This is a genomic window from Variovorax sp. Root434 (assembly GCF_001426595.1).
GTDB lineage: Bacteria > Pseudomonadota > Gammaproteobacteria > Burkholderiales > Burkholderiaceae_C > Variovorax.
On sequence record NZ_LMEK01000025.1, the window covers coordinates 305,983 to 325,172 of the forward strand.

At 69.2% G+C, this 19,190-nt stretch carries 17 protein-coding genes; 5 read left to right on the forward strand and 12 right to left on the reverse strand.

Annotation, left to right across the window (positions count from 1 at the left end):
* Window positions 1-95 precede the first annotated feature (95 nt).
* A complete protein-coding gene (locus ASD05_RS22280) occupies window positions 96-851 on the forward strand; it encodes a phosphatase PAP2 family protein (RefSeq protein WP_056597185.1) in 756 nt (251 codons plus the stop codon).
* 17 nt (window positions 852-868) lie between these two features.
* Here ASD05_RS22280 and ASD05_RS22285 read toward each other — a convergent pair whose 3' ends face one another.
* From ASD05_RS22285 to ASD05_RS22300, 4 genes are read right to left on the reverse strand one after another with little or no spacing between them, the layout of a single operon-like run.
* Window positions 869-1,348 (reverse strand): VOC family protein, encoded by a 480-nt coding sequence (locus tag ASD05_RS22285; protein ID WP_056597187.1) that lies wholly within the window; start codon window positions 1,346-1,348, stop codon window positions 869-871.
* 43 nt (window positions 1,349-1,391) lie between these two features.
* A complete protein-coding gene (locus tag ASD05_RS22290) occupies window positions 1,392-2,621 on the reverse strand; it encodes a dihydrolipoamide acetyltransferase family protein (RefSeq protein WP_056597189.1) in 1,230 nt (409 codons plus the stop codon).
* The gene (locus tag ASD05_RS22295; protein WP_056597939.1) at window positions 2,622-3,635 is read right to left on the reverse strand and encodes an alpha-ketoacid dehydrogenase subunit beta; all 1,014 of its coding nucleotides are present in this window, start codon (window positions 3,633-3,635) and stop codon (window positions 2,622-2,624) included.
* A gap of 5 nt (window positions 3,636-3,640) precedes the next feature.
* Entirely contained in the window at window positions 3,641-4,882 is a 1,242-nt protein-coding gene (locus ASD05_RS22300) for a 3-methyl-2-oxobutanoate dehydrogenase (2-methylpropanoyl-transferring) subunit alpha (protein ID WP_056597941.1), read from the reverse strand.
* A 284-nt stretch (window positions 4,883-5,166) separates the two neighbouring features.
* Here ASD05_RS22300 and ASD05_RS22305 point away from each other — a divergent pair, with 284 nt between their 5' ends.
* The gene (locus ASD05_RS22305) at window positions 5,167-5,433 is read left to right on the forward strand and encodes a hypothetical protein (RefSeq protein WP_235508059.1); all 267 of its coding nucleotides are present in this window, start codon (window positions 5,167-5,169) and stop codon (window positions 5,431-5,433) included.
* An 11-nt stretch (window positions 5,434-5,444) separates the two neighbouring features.
* On the opposite strand, the gene ASD05_RS31085 is transcribed toward ASD05_RS22305, so the two are convergent.
* From ASD05_RS31085 to ASD05_RS22325, 5 genes are all read right to left on the reverse strand, one after another.
* Entirely contained in the window at window positions 5,445-5,648 is a 204-nt protein-coding gene (locus tag ASD05_RS31085) for an IS66 family transposase (RefSeq protein ID WP_414930064.1), read from the reverse strand.
* A 166-nt stretch (window positions 5,649-5,814) separates the two neighbouring features.
* Window positions 5,815-6,894, reverse strand: a complete 1,080-nt coding sequence (locus ASD05_RS22310) for an aldose epimerase family protein (protein ID WP_056597193.1) — start codon at window positions 6,892-6,894, stop codon at window positions 5,815-5,817.
* Window positions 6,891-7,817 carry an alpha/beta hydrolase family protein gene (locus ASD05_RS22315; RefSeq protein WP_235508060.1) on the reverse strand — a complete coding sequence of 309 codons (927 nt, stop codon included), beginning with the start codon at window positions 7,815-7,817 and terminating at the stop codon, window positions 6,891-6,893. The genes ASD05_RS22310 and ASD05_RS22315 overlap by 4 nt, the downstream gene beginning before the upstream one ends.
* Window positions 7,818-7,843: 26 nt before the next feature.
* Window positions 7,844-12,595, reverse strand: a complete 4,752-nt coding sequence (locus ASD05_RS22320) for a CapA family protein (protein ID WP_056597198.1) — start codon at window positions 12,593-12,595, stop codon at window positions 7,844-7,846.
* Between the two features lie 335 nt (window positions 12,596-12,930).
* A complete protein-coding gene (locus tag ASD05_RS22325; RefSeq protein WP_056597200.1) occupies window positions 12,931-13,809 on the reverse strand; it encodes a LysR family transcriptional regulator in 879 nt (292 codons plus the stop codon).
* A 136-nt stretch (window positions 13,810-13,945) separates the two neighbouring features.
* Here ASD05_RS22325 and ASD05_RS22330 point away from each other — a divergent pair, with 136 nt between their 5' ends.
* From ASD05_RS22330 to ASD05_RS22340, 3 genes are all read left to right on the forward strand, one after another.
* Entirely contained in the window at window positions 13,946-14,923 is a 978-nt protein-coding gene (locus tag ASD05_RS22330) for a DMT family transporter (RefSeq protein ID WP_056597202.1), read from the forward strand.
* The gene (locus tag ASD05_RS22335) at window positions 14,920-16,062 is read left to right on the forward strand and encodes an NADH:flavin oxidoreductase/NADH oxidase (protein WP_056597204.1); all 1,143 of its coding nucleotides are present in this window, start codon (window positions 14,920-14,922) and stop codon (window positions 16,060-16,062) included. The genes ASD05_RS22330 and ASD05_RS22335 overlap by 4 nt, the downstream gene beginning before the upstream one ends.
* Before the next feature lie 81 nt (window positions 16,063-16,143).
* Window positions 16,144-16,794 carry a CPBP family intramembrane glutamic endopeptidase gene (locus ASD05_RS22340; protein WP_056597206.1) on the forward strand — a complete coding sequence of 217 codons (651 nt, stop codon included), beginning with the start codon at window positions 16,144-16,146 and terminating at the stop codon, window positions 16,792-16,794.
* A gap of 38 nt (window positions 16,795-16,832) precedes the next feature.
* On the opposite strand, the gene ASD05_RS22345 is transcribed toward ASD05_RS22340, so the two are convergent.
* From ASD05_RS22345 to ASD05_RS22355, 3 genes are read right to left on the reverse strand one after another with little or no spacing between them, the layout of a single operon-like run.
* Entirely contained in the window at window positions 16,833-17,366 is a 534-nt protein-coding gene (locus tag ASD05_RS22345) for a GNAT family N-acetyltransferase (RefSeq protein ID WP_157610208.1), read from the reverse strand.
* A gap of 2 nt (window positions 17,367-17,368) precedes the next feature.
* Entirely contained in the window at window positions 17,369-17,980 is a 612-nt protein-coding gene (locus ASD05_RS22350; protein ID WP_056597210.1) for a helix-turn-helix domain-containing protein, read from the reverse strand.
* Window positions 17,981-18,040: 60 nt separating this feature from the next.
* Window positions 18,041-19,141 (reverse strand): hypothetical protein, encoded by a 1,101-nt coding sequence (locus tag ASD05_RS22355; RefSeq protein WP_056597212.1) that lies wholly within the window; start codon window positions 19,139-19,141, stop codon window positions 18,041-18,043.
* Window positions 19,142-19,190 lie beyond the last annotated feature (49 nt).

Below are 19,190 nucleotides of genomic sequence, written 5' to 3' on the forward strand. Positions count from 1 at the left end.
GGTGCAATGCCCTTATGGCAGCCACTAGAAGACGTGATTGGAAGGAGGCCACCTGCTCTGCTACTTTGAGTCGCCCTACCGAATGGAGACCCTCGATGCGCATCACCCGCAAGCTCTGCTGGCTGTCCCTTGTCACCTTCTTGTTCACCGCCTGCACGACGCAGGTGCCGTCGCCGACCGGAGTGCCGCCGCTGGTCGGCGAAAAGGCCGTCGTCTCGCCGGCCAGGGACAAGACCTACCTCGATGCAGGGCAGATCGACACCACGCGCTTTTTGGCACCGCCTCCCGATGAAGCGGTTGCTCGGCGCGAGATTGAGCAGATGCTCGTGCTGCAGCAGCAGCGCACGCCAGCGCAGGCAGAGCGATCCATCGCCGATCTGGAGCAGAGCGTCTTTCGTTTCTCCGACGTGATGGGCGACAGGTTCAGGAAGGAAGACCTGCCGCGCACCGCCAAGCTGTTCGAGACCCTGTACAAAACCGAGAGCAATCTCAACAAACAGGCAAAGGAAAAATGGCAGCGCATGCGGCCACCGCTGTTCGACAAGCGCATTCAACCGGTGGCGCGGTATTCGTCCAGCGGCTCCTACCCGAGCGGCCATTCGACCTTCGCCTATCTGGCGAGCATCGTGCTGGCCGAGATGGCTCCGGAAAAACGCGCGCAGATCTTCGCGCGTACCAGCGAGTTCGGCGAGAACCGCGTGCTCGGTGGCGTTCACTACCCGAGCGATATCGAGGCAGGTCGACGCCTGGCGACGATGATCGCGGTCCTGATCCAGGGGAATCCGGCGTATCAAGGCGATTTCGCCGCCGCCCGGGAGGAACTGCGCGCGTGGGTCGACTTGGACAGGTGATGGTCGAGTGCTTCGGGTCAGCCGCGCCGGGCCGCCTCTATCGCGGCGATGTCGATCTTTCCCATGGTCATCATCGCGTCGAACGCGCGCTTGGCCGCCGCGCGATCGGGGTCGGATATTGCCGCGATGAGCGCGCGAGGGGTGATCTGCCAGGACAATCCCCACCGGTCCTTGCACCAGCCGCATGCGCTTTCCTGGCCGCCGTTGCCGACGACCGCGTTCCACAGGCGATCGGTTTCGGCCTGGTCGTCGGTCGCGATCTGGAACGAGAAGGCCTCGTTATGCTTGAACTCGGGGCCGCCGTTCAGCCCGATGCAGGGAATGCCGACGACGGTGAACTCGACCGTCAGCACGTCGCCCTGCTTGCCGGCGGGATAGTCGCCCGGTGCGCGGTGGATGGTGCCCACAGCGCTGTCCGGGAATGTTTTGGCATAGAAATTTGCGGCCTCGACGGCCGCGCCGTCGTACCACAGACAGATCGTGTTCTTGCGGGTCATTTCGTATCTCCTGAAGAGTTGAGCAGCCGGCACTCGCCACCGGCTATTCGACAAAAAGCAGGGCCGGGCATTCGAGCGAAGCCCGCAGCGCCTGCACGAATTCGGCTGCCAGCTGGCCGTCGACCACGCGGTGGTCGAACGAAGAGGACAGGTTCATCATGCGGCGCGCCACCACCGCGCCGCCCTGCATCACCGGGCGCTGCACGATGCGGTTGACGCCGACGATGGCCACCTCGGGCGCGTTGATGATCGGCGTGGAGACAATGCCGCCCAGTGCGCCGAGGCTGGTGACGGTGAGGGTCGAGCCGCTCAGTTCGTCACGCGTGGCGCGGCCCGCGCGCGCGGCCTCGGCCAGGCGCGCGATCTCGGCCGCGCAGGACCAGAGGTCGCGTGCCTCCGCGTGGCGCAGCACCGGCACCATGAGGCCGACCGCGGTCTGGGTCGCGATGCCGACGTGCACCGCGCCGTGGCGCGTGAGCACGCCCGCCTCGTCGTCGAAGCGGGCATTGATCTGCGGGAAGCGCGGCAGCGCCAGCACGATGGCACGCACCAGCAGCGGCAGCAGCGTCAGGTGCGCCCGCTCGCCGCCCCAGCGTTCGTTGAGCCGCGCGCGCAGCAGTTCCAGCTCGGTCACGTCGACTTCCTCGACGTAGGTGAAGTGCGGGATGCGGCGCATCGCATCCTGCATGCGCTGGGCGATGCGGCGGCGCACGCCGGCCACGGGCACGGCCTCCTCGTCGTTGCGCTCTGCGTAGCGCGTCGCAGCACTCGGCGCCTGCGGACCGGGCCTGCGGACCAGCCAGGCGTCGAGGTCTTCGTGCAGGATGCGGCCGTCCGCGCCGCTGCCCGGTACCTGCTGCAGATCGATGCCGAGGATCGCGGCTCGATGGCGCACTGCGGGCGCGGCGAGCGGCTTGCCGGCCGATGGGGGGGTGCGCTCGGCCGGTGCCGGTGCAGGCGCCGTTGCTGGCACCTGCGCCGGCGCGCGGACGGGCGCGGCCGGCACCGCCTCCGCCTGCGCGCCACCGCCCGCCACCACGTCGATCCGGATCAGCTCCGCGCCCACCGCGAGCTGCTGCCCCACTTCGCCGCCGAGCGCGAGCACCTGGCCCGCGACCGGCGAGGGAATCTCGACGGTGGCCTTGTCCGTCATCACGTCGGCCAGCACCTGGTCTTCGGCCACCGTGTCGCCGGGCTGAACGCGCCACGCCACCAGCTCCACCTCGGCGATGCCTTCGCCGAGGTCCGGCACCTTGATCGCATGCGTGCCCATTCAGTTCTCCATGGCGCGCCGGAAGGCCGCGCCGACGCGCGCCGGGCCCGGGAAGTAGGCCCACTCCTGCGCATGCGGGTAGGGCGTGTCCCAGCCGGCCACGCGCTCGATCGGCGCCTCCAGGTGATGGAAGCAATGCTCTTGCACCAACGCCGTCAGCTCGGCGCCGAAGCCGTTGGTTCGCGTGGCCTCGTGCACGATCACGCAGCGCCCGGTCTTCTTCACCGAGGCGACGAGCGTCTGCAGGTCCAGCGGCCACAGGCTGCGCAGGTCGATGATCTCGGCATCGATGCCGGTCTCCCGCGCGGCCGCTTCCGAGACGAAGACCATGGTGCCGTAGCTGATCACCGTCAGGTCGGCGCCGGGGCGGAACACGGCGGCCGATTCCAGCGACACCGTGTAGTAGCCCTCGGGCACCTCGCCCAGCGGATGGGCCGACCAGGACACCAGCGGCCGGTCGTGGTGGCCGTCGAAGGGGCCGTTGTACAGCCGCTTGGGCTCGAGAAAGATGACCGGGTCGTCGTTCTCGATCGAGGCGATCAAGAGGCCCTTGGCATCGCGCGGATTGGAGGGCATCACCGTGCGCAGCCCGCAGACGTGCGTGAACAGCGCCTCCGGGCTCTGGCTGTGCGTCTGGCCGCCGTAGATGCCGCCGCCGCAGGGCATGCGGATGGTGATCGGCGCGGTGAAGTCGCCCGCCGAGCGGTAGCGCAGGCGCGCCGCCTCGGACACGATCTGGTCGTAGGCCGGATAGACGTAGTCGGCGAATTGCACTTCTACCACCGGGCGCAGGCCGTAGGCGCCCATGCCGATGGCCGAGCCGACGATGCCGCCCTCGTTGATCGGCGCGTCGAACACGCGCGAGCGGCCGTACTTGGCCTGCAGGCCTTCGGTGCAGCGGAACACGCCGCCGAAGTAGCCCACGTCCTGGCCGTAGATGATCACGTTGTCGTCGCGTTCGAGCATCACGTCCATCGCGGAGCGCAGGGCCTGGATCATGGTCATCGAGGCCATGGCCCTCATCCCTCCGACGACAGCTGTTCGCGCTGCCGCTTCAAGTGTTCGGGCATGTCCTTGTAGACGTCCTCGAACATGGTCGCGGCGCCGGCGACGTGGCCGTCGGCCATGGAGCCGAAGCGCTCGGCCTCCTTCAGCGCGGTGTTCACCTGTGCCTCCACGTCGGCCTGCGTCCGCTCGTGCTCCTGCTGCGACCAGGCGCCGATCGCCGTCAGGTGCTGCGCCAGGCGCGGGATCGGGTCGCCGAGCGGGAAATGCGCCCAGTCGTCGGCCGGACGGTACCGCGACGGATCGTCCGAGGTCGAATGCGCGCCGGCGCGGTAGGTGACCCACTCGATCAGCGTCGGCCCCAGGTTGCTACGGGCACGTTCCGCCGCCCAGCGCGAGGCCGCCAGCACCGCGAGGAAGTCGTTGCCGTCCACGCGCAGCGACGCAATGCCGCAGCCCACGCCGCGCGCCGCGAAGGTGGTGGCCTCGCCGCCGGCGATGGCCTGGAAGGTCGAGATCGCCCACTGGTTGTTGACCACGTTGAGGATCACCGGCGCGCGGTACACATGCGCGAAGGTCAGCGCCGTGTGGAAATCGGACTCGGCGGTGGCGCCGTCGCCGATCCAGCCCGAGGCGATGCGCGTGTCGCCCTTGATCGCCGAGGCCATGCCCCAGCCCACCGCCTGGATGAACTGCGTGGCCAGGTTGCCCGAGATCGAGAAGAAGCCGGCCCGCTTCATCGAATAGCACACCGGCAGCTGCCGCCCCTTGAGCGGATCGCGCTCGTTGGACATCAGCTCGCAGATCAATTCCAGCAGCGTCACATCGTCGCGCGCCAGCAGCAGGCCCTGCTGGCGATAGGTGGGAAAGCACATGTCGCCCTGCTGCAGCACCAGCGCATGGCCGGTGGCGATGGCCTCCTCGCCCAGGCACTGGATGTAGAACGAGATTTTCTTCTGCCGCTGCGCGATCAGCATGCGAGCGTCGAAGGCGCGCGTCTTCATCATCGCGCGCAGCCCGCGGCGCAGCAGTTCGGGGTCGGCCTCCGGGGCCCATGGGCCGACCGCGCGGCCCTCGTCGTCGAGCACGCGCACCAGCGTGTAGGCCAGGTCGCTGGTGTCGGCCGGCGATGCGTCGACCGGCGGTTTTCGCACCTCGCCGGCACGCGACAGGTGCAGATAGGAAAAATCGGTCTCGTGCCCCGGCCGCCCGGTGGGCTCCGGCACGTGCAGACGAAGAGATGCGCCCTGGCTCATCGCGTTGTCTCCGCGCTCGATGGGATCGCTCGCCAGCAAAGCCTAGCGAATTTCAGGCTGGAGCGCAGTCGGTCAATCGCGTATTTCTTTTGGCGTGGGGCGCGGGGCCAGGCAAGGTTCACGGCACGGCGCCGATTGTGCGGCGACGGCATTTGCGATGGCGTAGAGTGGAGGATCGAGCCCGCTGGTGACGGCAGCCATCGCAGCCGCATGGGGCTCTCCATGAATGGAGGTCGAAGATGCCTCAGCATGCAATTACCGCTGTTCACCTCAAGGATGGGAAGATGGACCTCGTCGCCATTCATCAGGTTGTGGACGAGGAATTCGGTTCGAAGGAATTTGCCCTTGGCACGGTACAGCGGATCAGCGTCGGCAAATGCGCCGATCTCATCGCTGCCAGCGAGGAAGTGTGCCTTGCGCGGCGCACCGAAAGCCATGCCTGGGAAGTCGTTTGCGACGTCCAACTCCTGCCGGGCGGGGCCGGCATCACCGGCGTCGACATCGTGGGTCGTCCCAACAACGCTTTGCAGGACCTTCCCGTGTGGGACTGAAGGCAACGGGGTCAGGGCACCAGCAGCAGCTTGCCGGTGGTCGCGCGGCTCGCCATGTCGACGTGGGCTTTGGTGGCGCAATTCTTCGCGCCAAGCTTCCAGGGTTTGAACTGTCGCTCGATGAGGTTGTTGTCGATGGCCACTGCACCGTCGTCGATGTGCAGCGTCAGCGCTGTCCACGCGTTGAAGCTCTTGCCGGTAGTACGGCAGGTGATCCACGAAGCGGCTGATCAGCGTGTGCGCCACCAGACCGCTGGCCGGGATGCCGCCGTCCACCACGTCCGGTTCGGCCGGCTCCTGGCGCGTGCCCGAAGACCACACGCATGCGGCATCGTTCAACCAGGGGCATCGCCAGTCCTACGTGATAGAGGGGCAGCGGCCTCAATCGAGCAACTGGAAGCGGTGCTCGGTCGCGCTGTGAAAACGTTCACCGGGCCGCAGCACCGTCGACGGAAAGCCCGGCTGGTTCGGTGAATCGGGAAAGTGCTGCGTCTCCAGGCACAGTCCATCCCCCTGCCGCAGGCTCGCGCCCGCGCTGCCGAAGAGGCTGCCATCGAGGAAATTGCCCGAATAGAACTGCACGCCGGGCTCGCTGGTGTGCACTTCCATGACGCGGCCTGTGGCCTCGTTCTCCAGCCGTGCCGCGAGCGCAAGGCCGTGCTCGGCTTGAGCCCTGTCGAGCACCCAGTTGTGGTCGTAGCCATGCGCGAGCAGCAGCTGCTCATGGCCTTCGCGGATGCGCTCGCCGATGCGCGTCGCGGCGCGGAAGTCGAACGGCGTCGAAGCCACGTCGGCCACGCCGGTCGGAATCAGCGTCGCATCCACCGGGCAGTAGCGGCTCGCGGGAATCGTCAGGCGATGGTCCATCACCGAGCCGCTGCCCCCAAGATTGAAGTAGTCGTGATGGCTCAGGTTCAGCACCGTGGGCTTGTCGGTCGTGGCGCTGTAGTCGATACGCCATGTGTTGGCAGTTGCCGACAGCGTGTAGCGCACCGTCAGCCGCAGCTCGCCGGGGTAGCCCTCTTCGCCATCGGCGCTGGTGTAGCGCAGCTCGATGGCGATGTCGCCGCCGGCCTCCTGCGCCGTCACCGGCACGATCTCCCAGAAGCGCGTGCCCAGGCCTTTCGTGCCACCGTGCAGCGAGTTGATGCCATCGTTCAGCCCCAGTTGATGCGGCGTGCCGTCGAGCGTGAAGCGCCCCGCCGCGATCCGGTTGGCGAAGCGTCCGACGATGGTGCCGAAATGCGGATGCGGCTTGAGGTAGTCGGCGAGCGTGGGCAGGCCCAGCACGATGTTCCCGCTGCGCCCGTGGCGGTCGGGCACGCGCAACGCGGTGACGATGCCGCCATGGTTGATGGCGCTCAGGCTCAGGCCGCGGCCGTTGTCGAGGGTGTATTCGGTGACCGTCCGGCCGTCGGGCATGCGGCCGAACTCGCGCGACGTGATGTTGCTTTTGCTCATGTATTTCCTGCTTGCTGAAGCATCGCCTCGCGCGCGCACTGCGAGGCGGTGCGCAGCGCGATGCTGTCCTTGAGATCGTGGTAGTCGGGCGGCTCCCCCGCGTGCGTGCGCAGTTCGATGCGGTGGCCGGCCTTGGCCACGGCGTCGGCGAAGCGCTCCTGCAGCGCGAAGGGCGTGTTCCTGTCGTCGCGGCTGCCGATCAGCACGATGCGCCGCGCCGGGTCGCGCGCGATGCCACCCACATGGTCGAGCGGGTCGTAGAACTGCGCGCTGCCGGTGGTGTCGGTGCGGCCGTCTCTGGAGCGGCCCAGCATGCGTGCGCGTTCCAGCAGCCCGTAGGCGCCTGAAGTGAGCACCGCGCAGGCCACGCGCGTGCGGCCGAGCGTGAGCAGCGCAGCGCCCGCGGTGGCGCCGCCGCTGTGGCCGACGATGACGATGCGCTGCAGCCTGTGGCGCTGCATGAGCGCATCGAGCGCGGCATCGAGCGCGTGGAACTCCACCAGCTGGCGGCGTTTGCGGTGATCGCCCGATGAGCCGTACGTGCCGGGCCGCGCCATGAAGATCCACGGCACGCCGGCGCGGTCGCGGCTGCGCTGCGCATCGAACGTGCGCAGGGGCTCGGTGTTGCCCGGGATGCGCTCGGGCGCCTGGTCCATCACGCCGTCGCGGTCGCCCGAGAACTGCACGATGGCCATGCGCGCGCCGTCGATGTCGTCGCTCGCAAAGTAGCGGATGCAGGCCGGTCCCTCGGCAGGCCGCACCCACAGGTAGCCGGGCCGGTCGGGGCAGCTCGCGCGGTCGGCGGGCTGGTTCCAGTGCAGCACCTCGTCGTTGCTCGCGATGAAGGGCCGGGGCACGTCGGGGCCGGTGCGCTGCGCGCAGGCCGCCTGCGCCAGCGCGAGCAGCACCAGGACACCGCGCATGCACCGCAGCAAGAGGCCCTGCGTCCTCATAGCCGTTGCAGCAGCCCTGGCACGCTGCCGAAGTCGGAGCCGACGCGGTCGCCCTTCACCAGCACGAGGTCGCCGTCGCGCAGGAAATCGCCGAGATAGCCCGCGAGTTGCGCGGCGTCGTCGAAGTGCGGACCGAGCAGTTCGGCGGGCACCTCCTCGCGCAGCCAGCGCATCTCGTCGCCGTGCGTCACGAGGTGCTCGATGCCGGATGCCAGCAGCGGTGCGGCCAGGCTGCGGTGCATGGCCTCGGCTTCTCCGTCGAGATTGACGATGCGCCCCAGCACGCCGATCTTGCGCGCCACCAGGCCGCTCTCCGCACGCTGCCAGTTGCGCACGAACTCCATGGCGTTGCGCATCGACATGATCTCCGCGTTCCAGCTGTCGTCGATCAGCGTGGCCTGCACGCCGGCCTGCGTGCGCAGTGGGTGCACCTGCATCACCGAGGCCGGCAGGCGCACTTGGGGCATGCGCGCGCAAGCAGCGTCGCCGTCGAAGCCCATGGCGAGCAAGGCTGCGAGCGCAAGCGCCGAATTGCGCACCAGCCCCGCGCTCTCGACCGGGAACAGGTATTCCAGCGTGCGCCCCGGGATCGCGATGCGCACGCGGCAGCCGCCGCGCGGTTCGGGCCGGGTATCGAGCAGGCGCACGTTCGCGTCGGGCCCGCTGCCCACCACCCAGATCGCACCGGCCGTGCACGCGGCGGCATCCACCACCTGCCGCAGGCAGGGAATGTGGTCGGGCACGATCGCCACGCCGCCGGGCTCCAGGCCCAGGAAGATGCGTGACTTGTAGGCGGCCGTGAGTTCCAGCGTCGAGGCCTGCCGGGTCTGCGACAGGCCGATCTCGGTGATGAGGGCCACGTGCGGCCGCGCCACCAGCGAGATCGGGCCGCGGTCCATCCACAGCCCGCTCTGCGCCATTTCGAGAATGCACACGTCCACGTCGGGCCCGAGGTTGGCCAGCATGGCCGGCACGCCGACGCGCGAGTTGTAGTTGTCGACGGTGGTGTGCACCCGCGCACGCTCGGGCAGCAGGTCGCGCAGCATCGCGATGGTGGACGACTTGCCGACCGTGCCGGTCACGCCCACCACGAAGCCCTTGTAGCGCGCCCGCGCGGCGGCGCCCATGGCGAGCATCGCGGCGATCGGGTCGTTCACTTGCAGCAGCGGAAAGGCCGGGTCGAGCCCCTCGACCGCATGCGCGACCACGGCACCGGCCAACGCAGGGTGCAGGCTGGGCAGTTCGAGGTGACGGTCCCGGTTGTCGGTGCGCGGCTTGCTGTAGTTCTCGTGCACGGCGAGCGTGCGGTAGTCGGAAGCGATGAAGAGAGAGGGCTTCGGCATCAGCCCCATGTGAACCGGCCCGCGCACCACCGAGTTGACGAACCATCCGGGCGGCGGCTCGACCAGCCAGTGTCCGCCGGTGATCTGCTGCAGCTGCGCGGCGGTCCACACAGGCTCGGGCTCGGGGCCCGCGCCGGGGCGGTCGGCCGCGAGCACGGGCGCGGCGCGCTCGGGCAAGGGCGTCGGAAAATCAGGCATGCGCAGGCCGCACCACAGCGGGAGCCGGCGCGCGGGCGGCAGCTCGGGTGCGTCGCCGCGCACGCGCACTTCGAGCTGCAGCACGTCGCTTTCCAGCAGGCCGGCGCGCGGCGCACGCAGGCCGTAGCGGTCGCGGTAGATGCGGCCGGGCTTCCAGCGGCTGGTGGGCCACATCCAGTCGCAGGGGTCGTGCTCCATGCCCTCGCCCCATGGCGGCATGCGGGTGCTGCGCATCGGCAGTGCGCGGAATTGCACGCGCAGGTCGGCCGCGAGGGGCGCATCGACGGTCCAGAACGATTCGACCCACAGCAGCCGGCGCCCGACGATCTGCCGAGGCGCGCAGCGAACGCCCACGAGGCGCAGCGGGCCGATCTGCAGCGGCGTGATGCGCGCGTCTCCAGGCACCGCGTCGACCAGCCACTCGGGCCGCGGTGCAGGCACAGCACCGACGAGGGGCGCCGGCCGCGCAACCGGCGCAGCCGCGGCGGCCGGCTCGGGCCGGAAGCCGGGCCGCTCGGGCGGCGACAGCCGCACCGCGCAACGGCCCCCGGCCACCGGGACCATCTCGGTGCCGAGCGCGCGGCATTGCGCGGCGAAGCGTTCGCTCAGCGCTTGCGCCTCGTCGCCCGCGAGCTGCCGCGAGAAGCCGAAGCCGACGCCGATGGGCGTGAACATCACCTCCTCGACGCCGCGCGGGCACAGCGTCAGCGAGAACACACCCGAATCCCCGAAGTCGTTGCGCACCGAATCGAACAGCAGGTCGCCGGCGTCGTGCAGGATCGGCCGTCCGCGGTAGATCTCGATGCCCTGCAGCACATGCGCCGAGGTACCGAGGATCGCGTCCGCTCCAGCATCGACGATGGCATGGCCGACGGCGATCTCGGCCTGCGTCGGTTCGGTCTCCAGGTTGTCGCCCCAGTGCACCGCCACCAGCACCACGTCGGCCTCGCGGCGCGCGGCCTCGATGCGCGGTGCGAGCGTGGCGGTCCAGGCGGCCGGGTCGCCGAGCGGCAGCCAGGCAGCGCCCGCGCGTGCGGCAGTGGCAGCAAAGCGGGACTGCGTGGCGTCGAGCGAGAACAGCGCCACGCGCACGCCCCCCGCGCGCCGGAACGCGGGTCGCAGCGCGGCCTCCGGCGTGCGGCCGGTGCCGGCATGGGCAATGCCCGCGGCATCCAGCAAGCCGTGCTGCTCCATGAGCGCATCGGGGCCGTAGTCGCCGCTGTGGTTGTTGGCGGTGGCGACCATGCCGATGCCGGCCTCTGTCAGCACCGCGAGCATTTCGGGGCGGGCGCGGTAGTAGTAGGGAGCGGACTCGCCCTTGTCGACGCCCTGCTCGCCGCTGGCGGCGACCACGCATTCGAGGTTCACGATGCGCAGGTCGGCCTCGCGCAGCACGGCGATGTCGCCGAGCATCCTGTGCGCACCGCCGAGTTCGTGCAGCCGGTAGTGCTGGCGGCGCGCGAGGTTGACGTCGCCGCCCCAGGCGACGACGCCGGTCGCCGCCTTCGCCTGCTGCAGCGCCTCGCCCGCCTTCAGCATCCGGTGGTACGCCACATAGCCCGAGAGGTAGTGCTCCACGTCGTCGATGCGCACGCGAAAGCTGTGGTGCTTGATGAAGAACGAGCCCGCGATGCGCGCCGGGTTGCGGAAGAACATCGCCAGCTCGGGCCAGAAATGACCGTTGGCGAGATAGCGCGCGCGGTACGCCAGGGCGCGGTCGAACTTGTCGCGGTCGAGCTCCGCCAGCAGCGGGCGCAATGCGGGGTCGGCCTCCAGCCGCAGCACCATGTCGCGCGCGGCCATCATCAGTTCGAGCAGCGTGGGAAAGGTGGTGATGCGCTCCAGCACGAAGTCGAGGTACCCCGACACGTTCTGCAGGCCGAACCGGTAGTAGCGCGTCTCGGGCCTGTAGCGCGTGAGTTCGTTGACGCAGTAGCTCAGCCAGTGGTCGTGCGCGCGCCAGTGCTCGGCGGCAATGAAATGCTCGAAGGCTTTCTCGACGACCTCGAGCCAGCGCGCGTCGCGCGTGAGGCCGTACAGGCGCATCAGGCCGAAGGCGGCTTCGCCGTCGTAGTAGATGACGCGGAATCTGTCCTTGACGTCGAGCGCGGGCGCGTTGAGCACGTGCACGAAGCTGCCGCTCCGCGGGTCCTGCATGTGGCGGATGCCGAGCGCGAGCTGCTCCAGCAGCGGCAGGTACTGCGGGTCGCCCGTGAGCTCGGTGTACTTGACCAGCGCGAGCAGGCACACGGCATTGCCGCCGAGCTTGATCTCGTTGCCGATGTCCAGCAGGTAGGCGGCGCGCATGCCGTCCGGCAACTTCGCCGGGCGGATCAGCGTGCCGGTCAGGAAGGCCAGCGAGCGGTCGATGGCCGCCTTGAGCGTGTCGCTGCGCGTGAGCTCCCACGCCTCCAGCATCGCGTAGGTGGAGCTGGCATGACGCAGCGTGTTGTAGGTGGGAATGGTGCGGTCGAAGCAGGGAAACCAGCCGTAGTAGAACTCGCCCGTGGGCTTGACCTGCTCGGCGAGGTAGTTGCCGGCGGCGTCGATCAGCGCGTGGACCTGCGGCGCGTTCCATTCGCGCAGTTCGCGGAATCCGGCCGCCTGCCCTTCGGCGGTGAGGGGCCACGCGCCATCGGCGTCCACGTACACGGCCCGCGTGGTGAAGCACCAGACGGGCGCCGCGTCGTCTGCGGGAAAGTCGATCTCGCGGCCGAAGCGCCGCCTGCAGTGCAGACGCAGGTTGCCCGTATTGGGTTCGGCATGCTCCACGTCGCCGTTGTAGAGGATCGCGCTGCCGAGCATTTCCTGCGCGAGCAGCGCGACCTCGAAGCGCGCATCGAAGGCGATGCCCTCGTTGAAGTAGTTGCGCTTGGTCTGCGCCAACTTCGCTTTCAGCGCGCCCCAGCTCATGGGCTCGACCTTGTCCACCACCTCGGCGCGCAGGCGCTGCACTGCCTGGCCGGTGCGCTTCGCTTGCTCGGCGGCGGCACGCCATGCGGCGTCGAAGTCGGCGCCCCGCCCCGAAGCCACGCGGGCCCGGCTGCTGTCTTCGCCAACGGCCAGGAACACCACGCAGCCCGCCTCGTTGGTGGCGGGCGATGGCAGGGGCAGCGCACCCGCCGTATCCGCCAGGGCCTGCCGGGCGCGGCTCAGCAGATCGGCGAGAGGATTGGCGGCGGGCAGGGCAGCGATTTCAGCGTTCATGTAGAGCGGAGCATTGCGGCGGCGGGGATGGTACCCCGCGGCAATGCTTTGCGCCGCGTCGGGTGCGTTTGGGGGTGCGTGCACAGGGCACCGGGTACTCCCCTCCGCGAATGTCCCCCGCCCTTCGGGCTCCTCCTTTATTTCGCTGCGGGGAGCACCCGGCGCCCTGCGCACGATGGGCGCTGCCGTTGTTCCGCTCGATCAACAAGTGCTCTGAACGATCACGACGGCGGGGTGCCTTGCGCAGCGAAATAAAGGAGGAGCCGAAGGCGGGGGACATTCGCGGAGCAAGGTACCCCGTCGGCGTGATCGCACCCCGAACGAGAGGCGTCGTTTCAGCCCCAGGCCTCCAACACCGCGCTGCGCACCGCATCCACCGCCACGGGGCGTTTGCCCTCCCCCGGTGCAACCCAGCACAGCCACGTATGCGACCGCCAGCCGTTCCATATCGCGAGCTCGCCATTGCGCTCGCCCTGCTCGGCTTGGTCGAGCCGCATCAGTCCCGCGCCCATGCCGCTCGCGACCATGCTGCGGATGGCGCTCTCGCCGTCGGCCGTGCGGCCCTGGCGGTATTCGCGGCCCGCGCCGGCGAACAGTTTTTCCAGATGCACGCGCAGGATGCATGAAGGCGGCGTGCCTACCCACGGCATGTTCGTGAGCTGGTCGAGCGACAGGCCGGGGTGCGCCTCGGCGAGGGGCAACGGCAGGGCCACGACGAGATCGACCGCACCGAGGCGACGCAGTTCCAGCCCTTCGATCTGCTCGCTGTCGCTGAGCACGTAGGCGCAATCGAGGTCGCCGCGCTGCACGGCGGAAAGCGTTTCATACGACAGCCCCTGCCTCAGCTGCAGCGCGACCTGCGGATGGCGTTCCGCCAGCTTCACCAGCACCTCGCCGAGCCGCAGCGCCACCGGATCGACCACCGTGCCGAAACGCACCACGCCCTGCGCCGCTCCACGCAGCTGATCGGCCGCCGAGCGCATGCGCGTGGCGGAGGCCAGCGTGCGTTCGGCCTCTTCGAGCAGGCTGAGGCCGGCCTCGGTGGGTGACATGCCGCGCGGCGTGCGCTCGAACAGCTTCACGCCGAGTTCGTCTTCCAGCGCCTTGAGTTGCGCGCTGACCGCCGGCGCGCTGGTGAACACGCGCTCGGCGGCGCGGGTCAGGCTGCCTTCCTTCGCGATGGCGACGAAGGTCTTGAGTTGATAGAGCTCCATGGCGATGGATTGTGAGCTTCGGGGCCGGATCGGTCCGTTCGTTTTTCTGGAGGCCCCTGTCCAAAGAAGCGAATGGCAATGGCGGCCTCCAGCCCCGATTCTTGGGGCATCGATCATTGCAAGAAGAGGCTCCCCCATGTCCCAACGCCAACGCCTGAGCGGCATCGCCGCGCTGCTGCTCGCCACCTCCGGGTGGGGCTCCCTGTTCCTCGTGAGCAAGGGCGTGCTGCACCACGTCGAACCGGTGTGGTTCACGCTGATCCGCTACACCCTGTCGATGTTGCTGTTCGTGCTGCTGATCCTGCCACGCGGCGCGGCGCCCTGGCGCAAGCTGCGGCTGCATGCAGGGCCGCTGGCGCTGCGCGGCGCGGCCGGCTTCGGCGTGTTCAGCGTGATGCTGCTGGTCGGCCTCGCGCACTCGGTGCCTTCGCACGGCGCGGTGATCATCGCCACCACACCCATGACCGCGCAGCTGGTGCGCTGGGCGCTCGACGGCGTGCGTCCGTCGCGAGCGACCTTGCTGACCAGCGCGCTGGCGCTGGCGGGCGTGGCGATCGTGTCGGGCCTGCTGTTCGGCGCGGGTGCGTCCGCCGGGTCGACGACGCTCTTCGGCGACGCCATCGCGTTCGTCGGCACGCTGGGCTGGGTCTGGTACACGCGCGGCGCCACGCGCTTTCCCGGACTCGACGTGATCGAGTACACCGCGCTCACGGTGCTGGCCTCGTGGCCCGTGCTGCTGGCCGCGGCAGTCGGCGCTTCACTGCTGGGCTGGTCCGCCGCGCCGAACATGGAAGGACTGCGCATGTCATGGCATGCGCTGCTCTTCGTGGGCGTGGTGCCTTCGGCCATCTCGGTGCTGGCTTTCAACTACGGCGTGCGCGCGCTCGGTGCCGTCACGGGCACGGCGTTCCTCAACTTCGTGCCGGTGTCGGCCCTGCTGATGAGCGCGGCGCTGGGCAGGCTGCCCACGGTGGGCGAGGCCGCAGGCATGGCGATGGTGATCGCTGCACTGCTGATCCATACCGCATCGAGCCGCAAGGCTTCCGCCGCGGCGGCTGCGCCGATCGCACCTCCACAGCAGAATTACCGGACCTGTGGAGCCACACCCTCATGAGCATCAGCGATAGCGACAGCCCCCGAAGCCATCTTTTCGAGCCCCTGCAACTCGGCCCCTTGCGGATCGACAACCGCATCGTCATCGCGCCGATGTGCCAGTACTCCGCCACCGAAGGCACGCCGGGCGACTGGCACCTGATCCACCTGGGCCATCTGGCGCTCTCGGGTGCCGGGCTGCTGATCATCGAGGCGACGGCGGTGGAGGCCGATGGCCGCATCTCGCCCGGCGACCTCGGGCTCTACTCCGATGCCAACGAGGAGGGACTGGCGAGAGTGCTCCATGCGGTGCGGGCGCACTCGCCGATCAAGGTCGCCATCCAGCTCGGCCACGCGGGGCGCAAGGCTTCGAGCCGCGCGCCGTGGGAAGGCGGCAAGCAGATCCGCCCCGGCGAACCCGGCGGCTGGAAGGCCTGGGCGCCTTCGGCCGTGCCGCATGCGCCCACCAAAGACCCGCCGCTCGCGCTCGACGCCGCCGGGCTCGCGCGCGTGCGTGAAGCCTTCGTGGCAGCCGCGCGGCGCGCCGCGCGGCTGGGCATCGACGGCATCGAGATCCATGCGGCGCACGGCTATCTGCTGCACCAGTTCCTGTCGCCCATCGCCAACCATCGCGACGACGAATACGGCGGCAGCCTGGAAAACCGCCTGCGCTTTCCGCTCGAAATCTTCGAGGCGGTGCGCGAGGTGTTCCCCGCCGACCGGCCGGTGTGGGTGCGCGTGTCGGCCAGCGACTGGGTGCCCGGCGGCTGGGACCTCGACAGCACCGTCGCGTTCTCGCGGGCGCTTCAGGCACGCGGCTGCGCGGCCATCCATGTGTCCAGCGGCGGCGTGTCGCCGCAGCAGGCGATCGCGCTGGGCGCGGGCTACCAGGTGCCGTTCGCGGAACGCATCAAGGCCGAGGTCGGGCTGCCGACGATCGCGGTGGGGCTCATCACCGAACCCGCGCACGCGGAAGCCATCGTCGCCGACGGACAGGCCGATGCGGTGTCGCTGGCACGCGCGATCCTGTACGACCCGCGCTGGCCGTGGCATGCGGCGGCCGAGCTGGGTGCGCAGGTGAAGGCACCCCATCAGTACTGGCGCTCGCAACCGCGCGAGTTCAAGGATCTGTTCGAGAACGCGGCTTTCGGCGCGCGGTAGCTCCGGTCTTTGCCCTTAACATGCCGGCCGGCGTTGCATGCCAGCCGGCATGTGCGCGTTCATCGACCCCATCCGACGCGCATGAAGCAACCCTCCTCCCCGCCGATCGCCACGCCCCTGGAAGCCCTGGGCATCGTGGCCCTGTGTTTCGGCTGGTTCATCATCGGCTCGCTGTGGTCGGTCAACGCCGGCTTCCGCAACGCGGCATTCAACGACGCCTCCCTGTTCGGCATCGTGGCGTTCGAGCTGTTCGTGGGTCCGATCGCCCTGCTCATCCTGCGCAGCCGGGGCTACGCGGCGCGCGACCTGCTACCGTCGCCGTCGTTGAAGGGCTGCGGCGTGGGAGCGCTGCTGTACCTCGTCACCTTGCTGGCCATCGTGATCGTGCTTTCCCCATTTGCCGACGGCGCGGCCACGCAGCCGATCGAACGCATGATGGAAACGGCACGTCCGTCGATGGCGATGGTCCTCGCGCTGTCGGTGGTCAACGGCCTGTACGAAGAGGTCTTCCTGCTGGGCTATCTGCAGAAGGGCCTGCGCCACCATGGCGCCTCCTTCGCGCTGGGGGTGAGCGTGCTGGTGCGGGTGCTGTACCACCTCTACCAGGGGCCCCATGGCGCGCTGTCGCTGGTGGTGGTCGGCATCGTGTTCGGCGCGTTCTATCTGCGCACGGGCTGGCTCTGGCCGGTCGTGTTCGCGCACATGCTCGCGGATACCGTGCCCTTTCTCTGAACGCAGTTCGTCGAAGCTGGCGCTCGTTGCGCCGGTCTTCACTTCAGCTCGAGATAGAAAAAGGTGGTGGCGCAGGGCTCGCCCTGCGGCAGCAGCGCGAAGCCCGGAATCGAGCCGACGCGCACCCACCCCGCGCGCTCGTAGAGCCGTTCGGCTTCGGCGCTGGAGGTGTCGAGCACCAGCAGCGTCTTGCCGTGCTCGCGCGCCACCTGCTCGGCCGCCTGCATCAGCAGCGCGCCGATGCCCTTGCGGCGCGCGCGGCGGTGCACGAGCATCTTGGACACCTCGGCGCGGTGCGGCTGGTTCTCGGGCTGCGCAAGCACGAGCTGCACCGTGCCCACGATGCCTTCGGCGTCCTCGGCCACCAGCAGCGCGCGTTCGCCGCGCGCCACGCCGTCGGCCACGTGGCGCCAGAAGGCCTGTGCGCGTTCTTCGGTCAGCGGCTGCATGAAGCTCACCGACGCGCCGCCCTCGACGCAATCGGCCAGCACGGCGGCAAGGCCCTGCAGCTGCGTGTCGGTGACGGTGGACAGCAGGCGGATGCGCGGCGCATCGGCAATGGGGGTCGGCATGTTCATCTCCAGGAAGAGGGCGCGGTAGCGATCACGACGGCGTAGCGGGTGGTCTTGCGCGAGGGGTTGTAGTAGCTCATGGGGCGGTCGAGCACCATCGCCAGGCAGTCGCCGGTTTCGAGCCGGTGGCGGTCGTCGCCCAGCGTGAGTTCGATGACGCCGTCGAGCACCCACACCTGCTGGTGAATCAGGGGTTCGCGCGCCGCGGTCTCGTAGGCCACGCGGGCCTTGGGCGGGAACATCACTTCGACGATCTGGATGGGCGATGCGAAACCGCTCGGCGACACGTTGCGCCGCACATAGCCGGAGTGCGGGTCGCGCCACTGCAGTTGGCTGGCCAGGCGCGACACTGGATCGGCGGCGGGCGCGGGCGCCTCGAACAGCGAAGCCAGCGACACGCCGAGACCGGTTGCGAGCTTCTCGAGCAGCACGGCGGTGGGACTGCTTTCGCCGCGCTCGATGAGCGAGATCATCGAGCGGCTCACGCCGCAGTGCGTGGCCAGCGCATCGAGCGAAAGGCCTCGGGCCGCGCGCAGGTCGCGCACGCGCTGGGCGATGCGGTCGTTGAGGCCGGACGGGGCTTCCGTTTCGGTCGACTCTTTGATTTCCTTCATATTGGATTAAATGTCCACCATAAAGGAAATCGCGTCAAGCCCGCCGGCAGGCTGCTCCGATCAGCGAGAAGGGCCGACCAGCGCGGCGCGTGCCGCCTCGGAGGGAAACACGCAGGCCACGTCGTGCGCGCAGCCCGGCACCACCACGACCGCCCGGCGCTTGTCCGGCGCAAGCAGCTTGCGGTCGTACTGCGCATAGGCCAGGCCGCGCTGCATGCGAAACGAGCCTTGCGCAAGCGCTGCGCACGACTTGTCGAGCACGCGGTATGCCGTGCCCTTCGCGTCGTTGCTGTCCAGCGCGCCTTCGAGATAGCTGATGTCGGCCTGCACGTACTGCTGGCGCGCCTGCGCGGCGGTGCGCCCGAAGTAGGCGGGCAGGTCGTCGGTGCCGTATTTCCAGCGGTTCATCTGCGGGCACGCGGGTGCGTCGGGCACGGAGAAGCCGGTCACGGAGGCGCCGTCGGGCGAGAGCTGCGGACGCACCGGATCGAAGTAGAGCCAGGTGCTTGGATCGGCCACCACGTAGCGCATCGCCGGCTTGCCCGCCGCCGTGCCGTCGTGCTGCGTGAAGGCGATGTAGCGCTGCACGAACTGTCCGCCCGCCGAGAAGCCCGCGACGGTGATGGTGCGCAGGCTGGGCCAGCGCTGCGCGATGTCGGCCACCAGCGCGTCCATCACCGCGAAGGACCCGACGCGGCTGCCCGAGGCCGAGCGCGCGCCTTCGAGCCAGGAGCCGCAGGTCCACAGCAGGTCGCCGGGCTGCGCGACGGGCACGCCCACCGTGTTGCAGCGTCCAGCCACCGCCTTGTCGGCCGCGACCTGGAAGAGCGGCGCGATCGCCAGCGTGTCGCCGAGCGTATCGGCGTTGCGAAGAGTGCGCAGCGCTGCCTCGAATGTCTTGTTGGCGTCGCGCGAATGGCCGTGCATGGCGATCAGCGCTTTCGTCGGCCCGGCGGTGGCGCCTGTCGCCGGTGCATCGGGATCGAGCGAGGAGTAGTAGTGCAGCGCGCCTGCGGCACCCGGCGGTGTGAAGCTGCGGAAGCATTCAGCGGCGGCCGAATTCAAACAGGTGGAGGCATCGGCCGTTGCCGCATGCGTCGGCCAGGGCGCGATGTACGCGGCCGCGAGGGCCAAGGAAAAGAACCATCTGTAGCTGAGCATGTTCGTGCGACTCCCGGGATGGAACGGAACGCGGATTCTCTGCCCACCG

Bases quoted from the DNA above. Each gene is read 5' to 3' on its own strand.
- ASD05_RS22355 (WP_056597212.1), bottom strand. From the start codon at position 19,141: ATGCTCAGCTACAGATGGTTCTTTTCCTTGGCCCTCGCGGCCGCGTAC.
- ASD05_RS22345 (WP_157610208.1), bottom strand. From the start codon at position 17,366: ATGCCGACCCCCATTGCCGATGCGCCGCGCATCCGCCTGCTGTCCACC.
- ASD05_RS22305 (WP_235508059.1), top strand. From the start codon at position 5,167: ATGGACCTCGTCGCCATTCATCAGGTTGTGGACGAGGAATTCGGTTCG.
- ASD05_RS22300 (WP_056597941.1), bottom strand. From the start codon at position 4,882: ATGAGCCAGGGCGCATCTCTTCGTCTGCACGTGCCGGAGCCCACCGGG.
- ASD05_RS22315 (WP_235508060.1), bottom strand. From the start codon at position 7,817: ATGCGCGGTGTCCTGGTGCTGCTCGCGCTGGCGCAGGCGGCCTGCGCG.
- ASD05_RS22285 (WP_056597187.1), bottom strand. From the start codon at position 1,348: ATGACCCGCAAGAACACGATCTGTCTGTGGTACGACGGCGCGGCCGTC.
- ASD05_RS22290 (WP_056597189.1), bottom strand. From the start codon at position 2,621: ATGGGCACGCATGCGATCAAGGTGCCGGACCTCGGCGAAGGCATCGCC.
- ASD05_RS22330 (WP_056597202.1), top strand. From the start codon at position 13,946: ATGTCCCAACGCCAACGCCTGAGCGGCATCGCCGCGCTGCTGCTCGCC.
- ASD05_RS22295 (WP_056597939.1), bottom strand. From the start codon at position 3,635: ATGGCCTCGATGACCATGATCCAGGCCCTGCGCTCCGCGATGGACGTG.
- ASD05_RS22340 (WP_056597206.1), top strand. From the start codon at position 16,144: ATGAAGCAACCCTCCTCCCCGCCGATCGCCACGCCCCTGGAAGCCCTG.
- ASD05_RS22320 (WP_056597198.1), bottom strand. From the start codon at position 12,595: ATGAACGCTGAAATCGCTGCCCTGCCCGCCGCCAATCCTCTCGCCGAT.
- ASD05_RS22350 (WP_056597210.1), bottom strand. From the start codon at position 17,980: ATGAAGGAAATCAAAGAGTCGACCGAAACGGAAGCCCCGTCCGGCCTC.
- ASD05_RS22325 (WP_056597200.1), bottom strand. From the start codon at position 13,809: ATGGAGCTCTATCAACTCAAGACCTTCGTCGCCATCGCGAAGGAAGGC.
- ASD05_RS22310 (WP_056597193.1), bottom strand. From the start codon at position 6,894: ATGAGCAAAAGCAACATCACGTCGCGCGAGTTCGGCCGCATGCCCGAC.
- ASD05_RS22280 (WP_056597185.1), top strand. From the start codon at position 96: ATGCGCATCACCCGCAAGCTCTGCTGGCTGTCCCTTGTCACCTTCTTG.
- ASD05_RS22335 (WP_056597204.1), top strand. From the start codon at position 14,920: ATGAGCATCAGCGATAGCGACAGCCCCCGAAGCCATCTTTTCGAGCCC.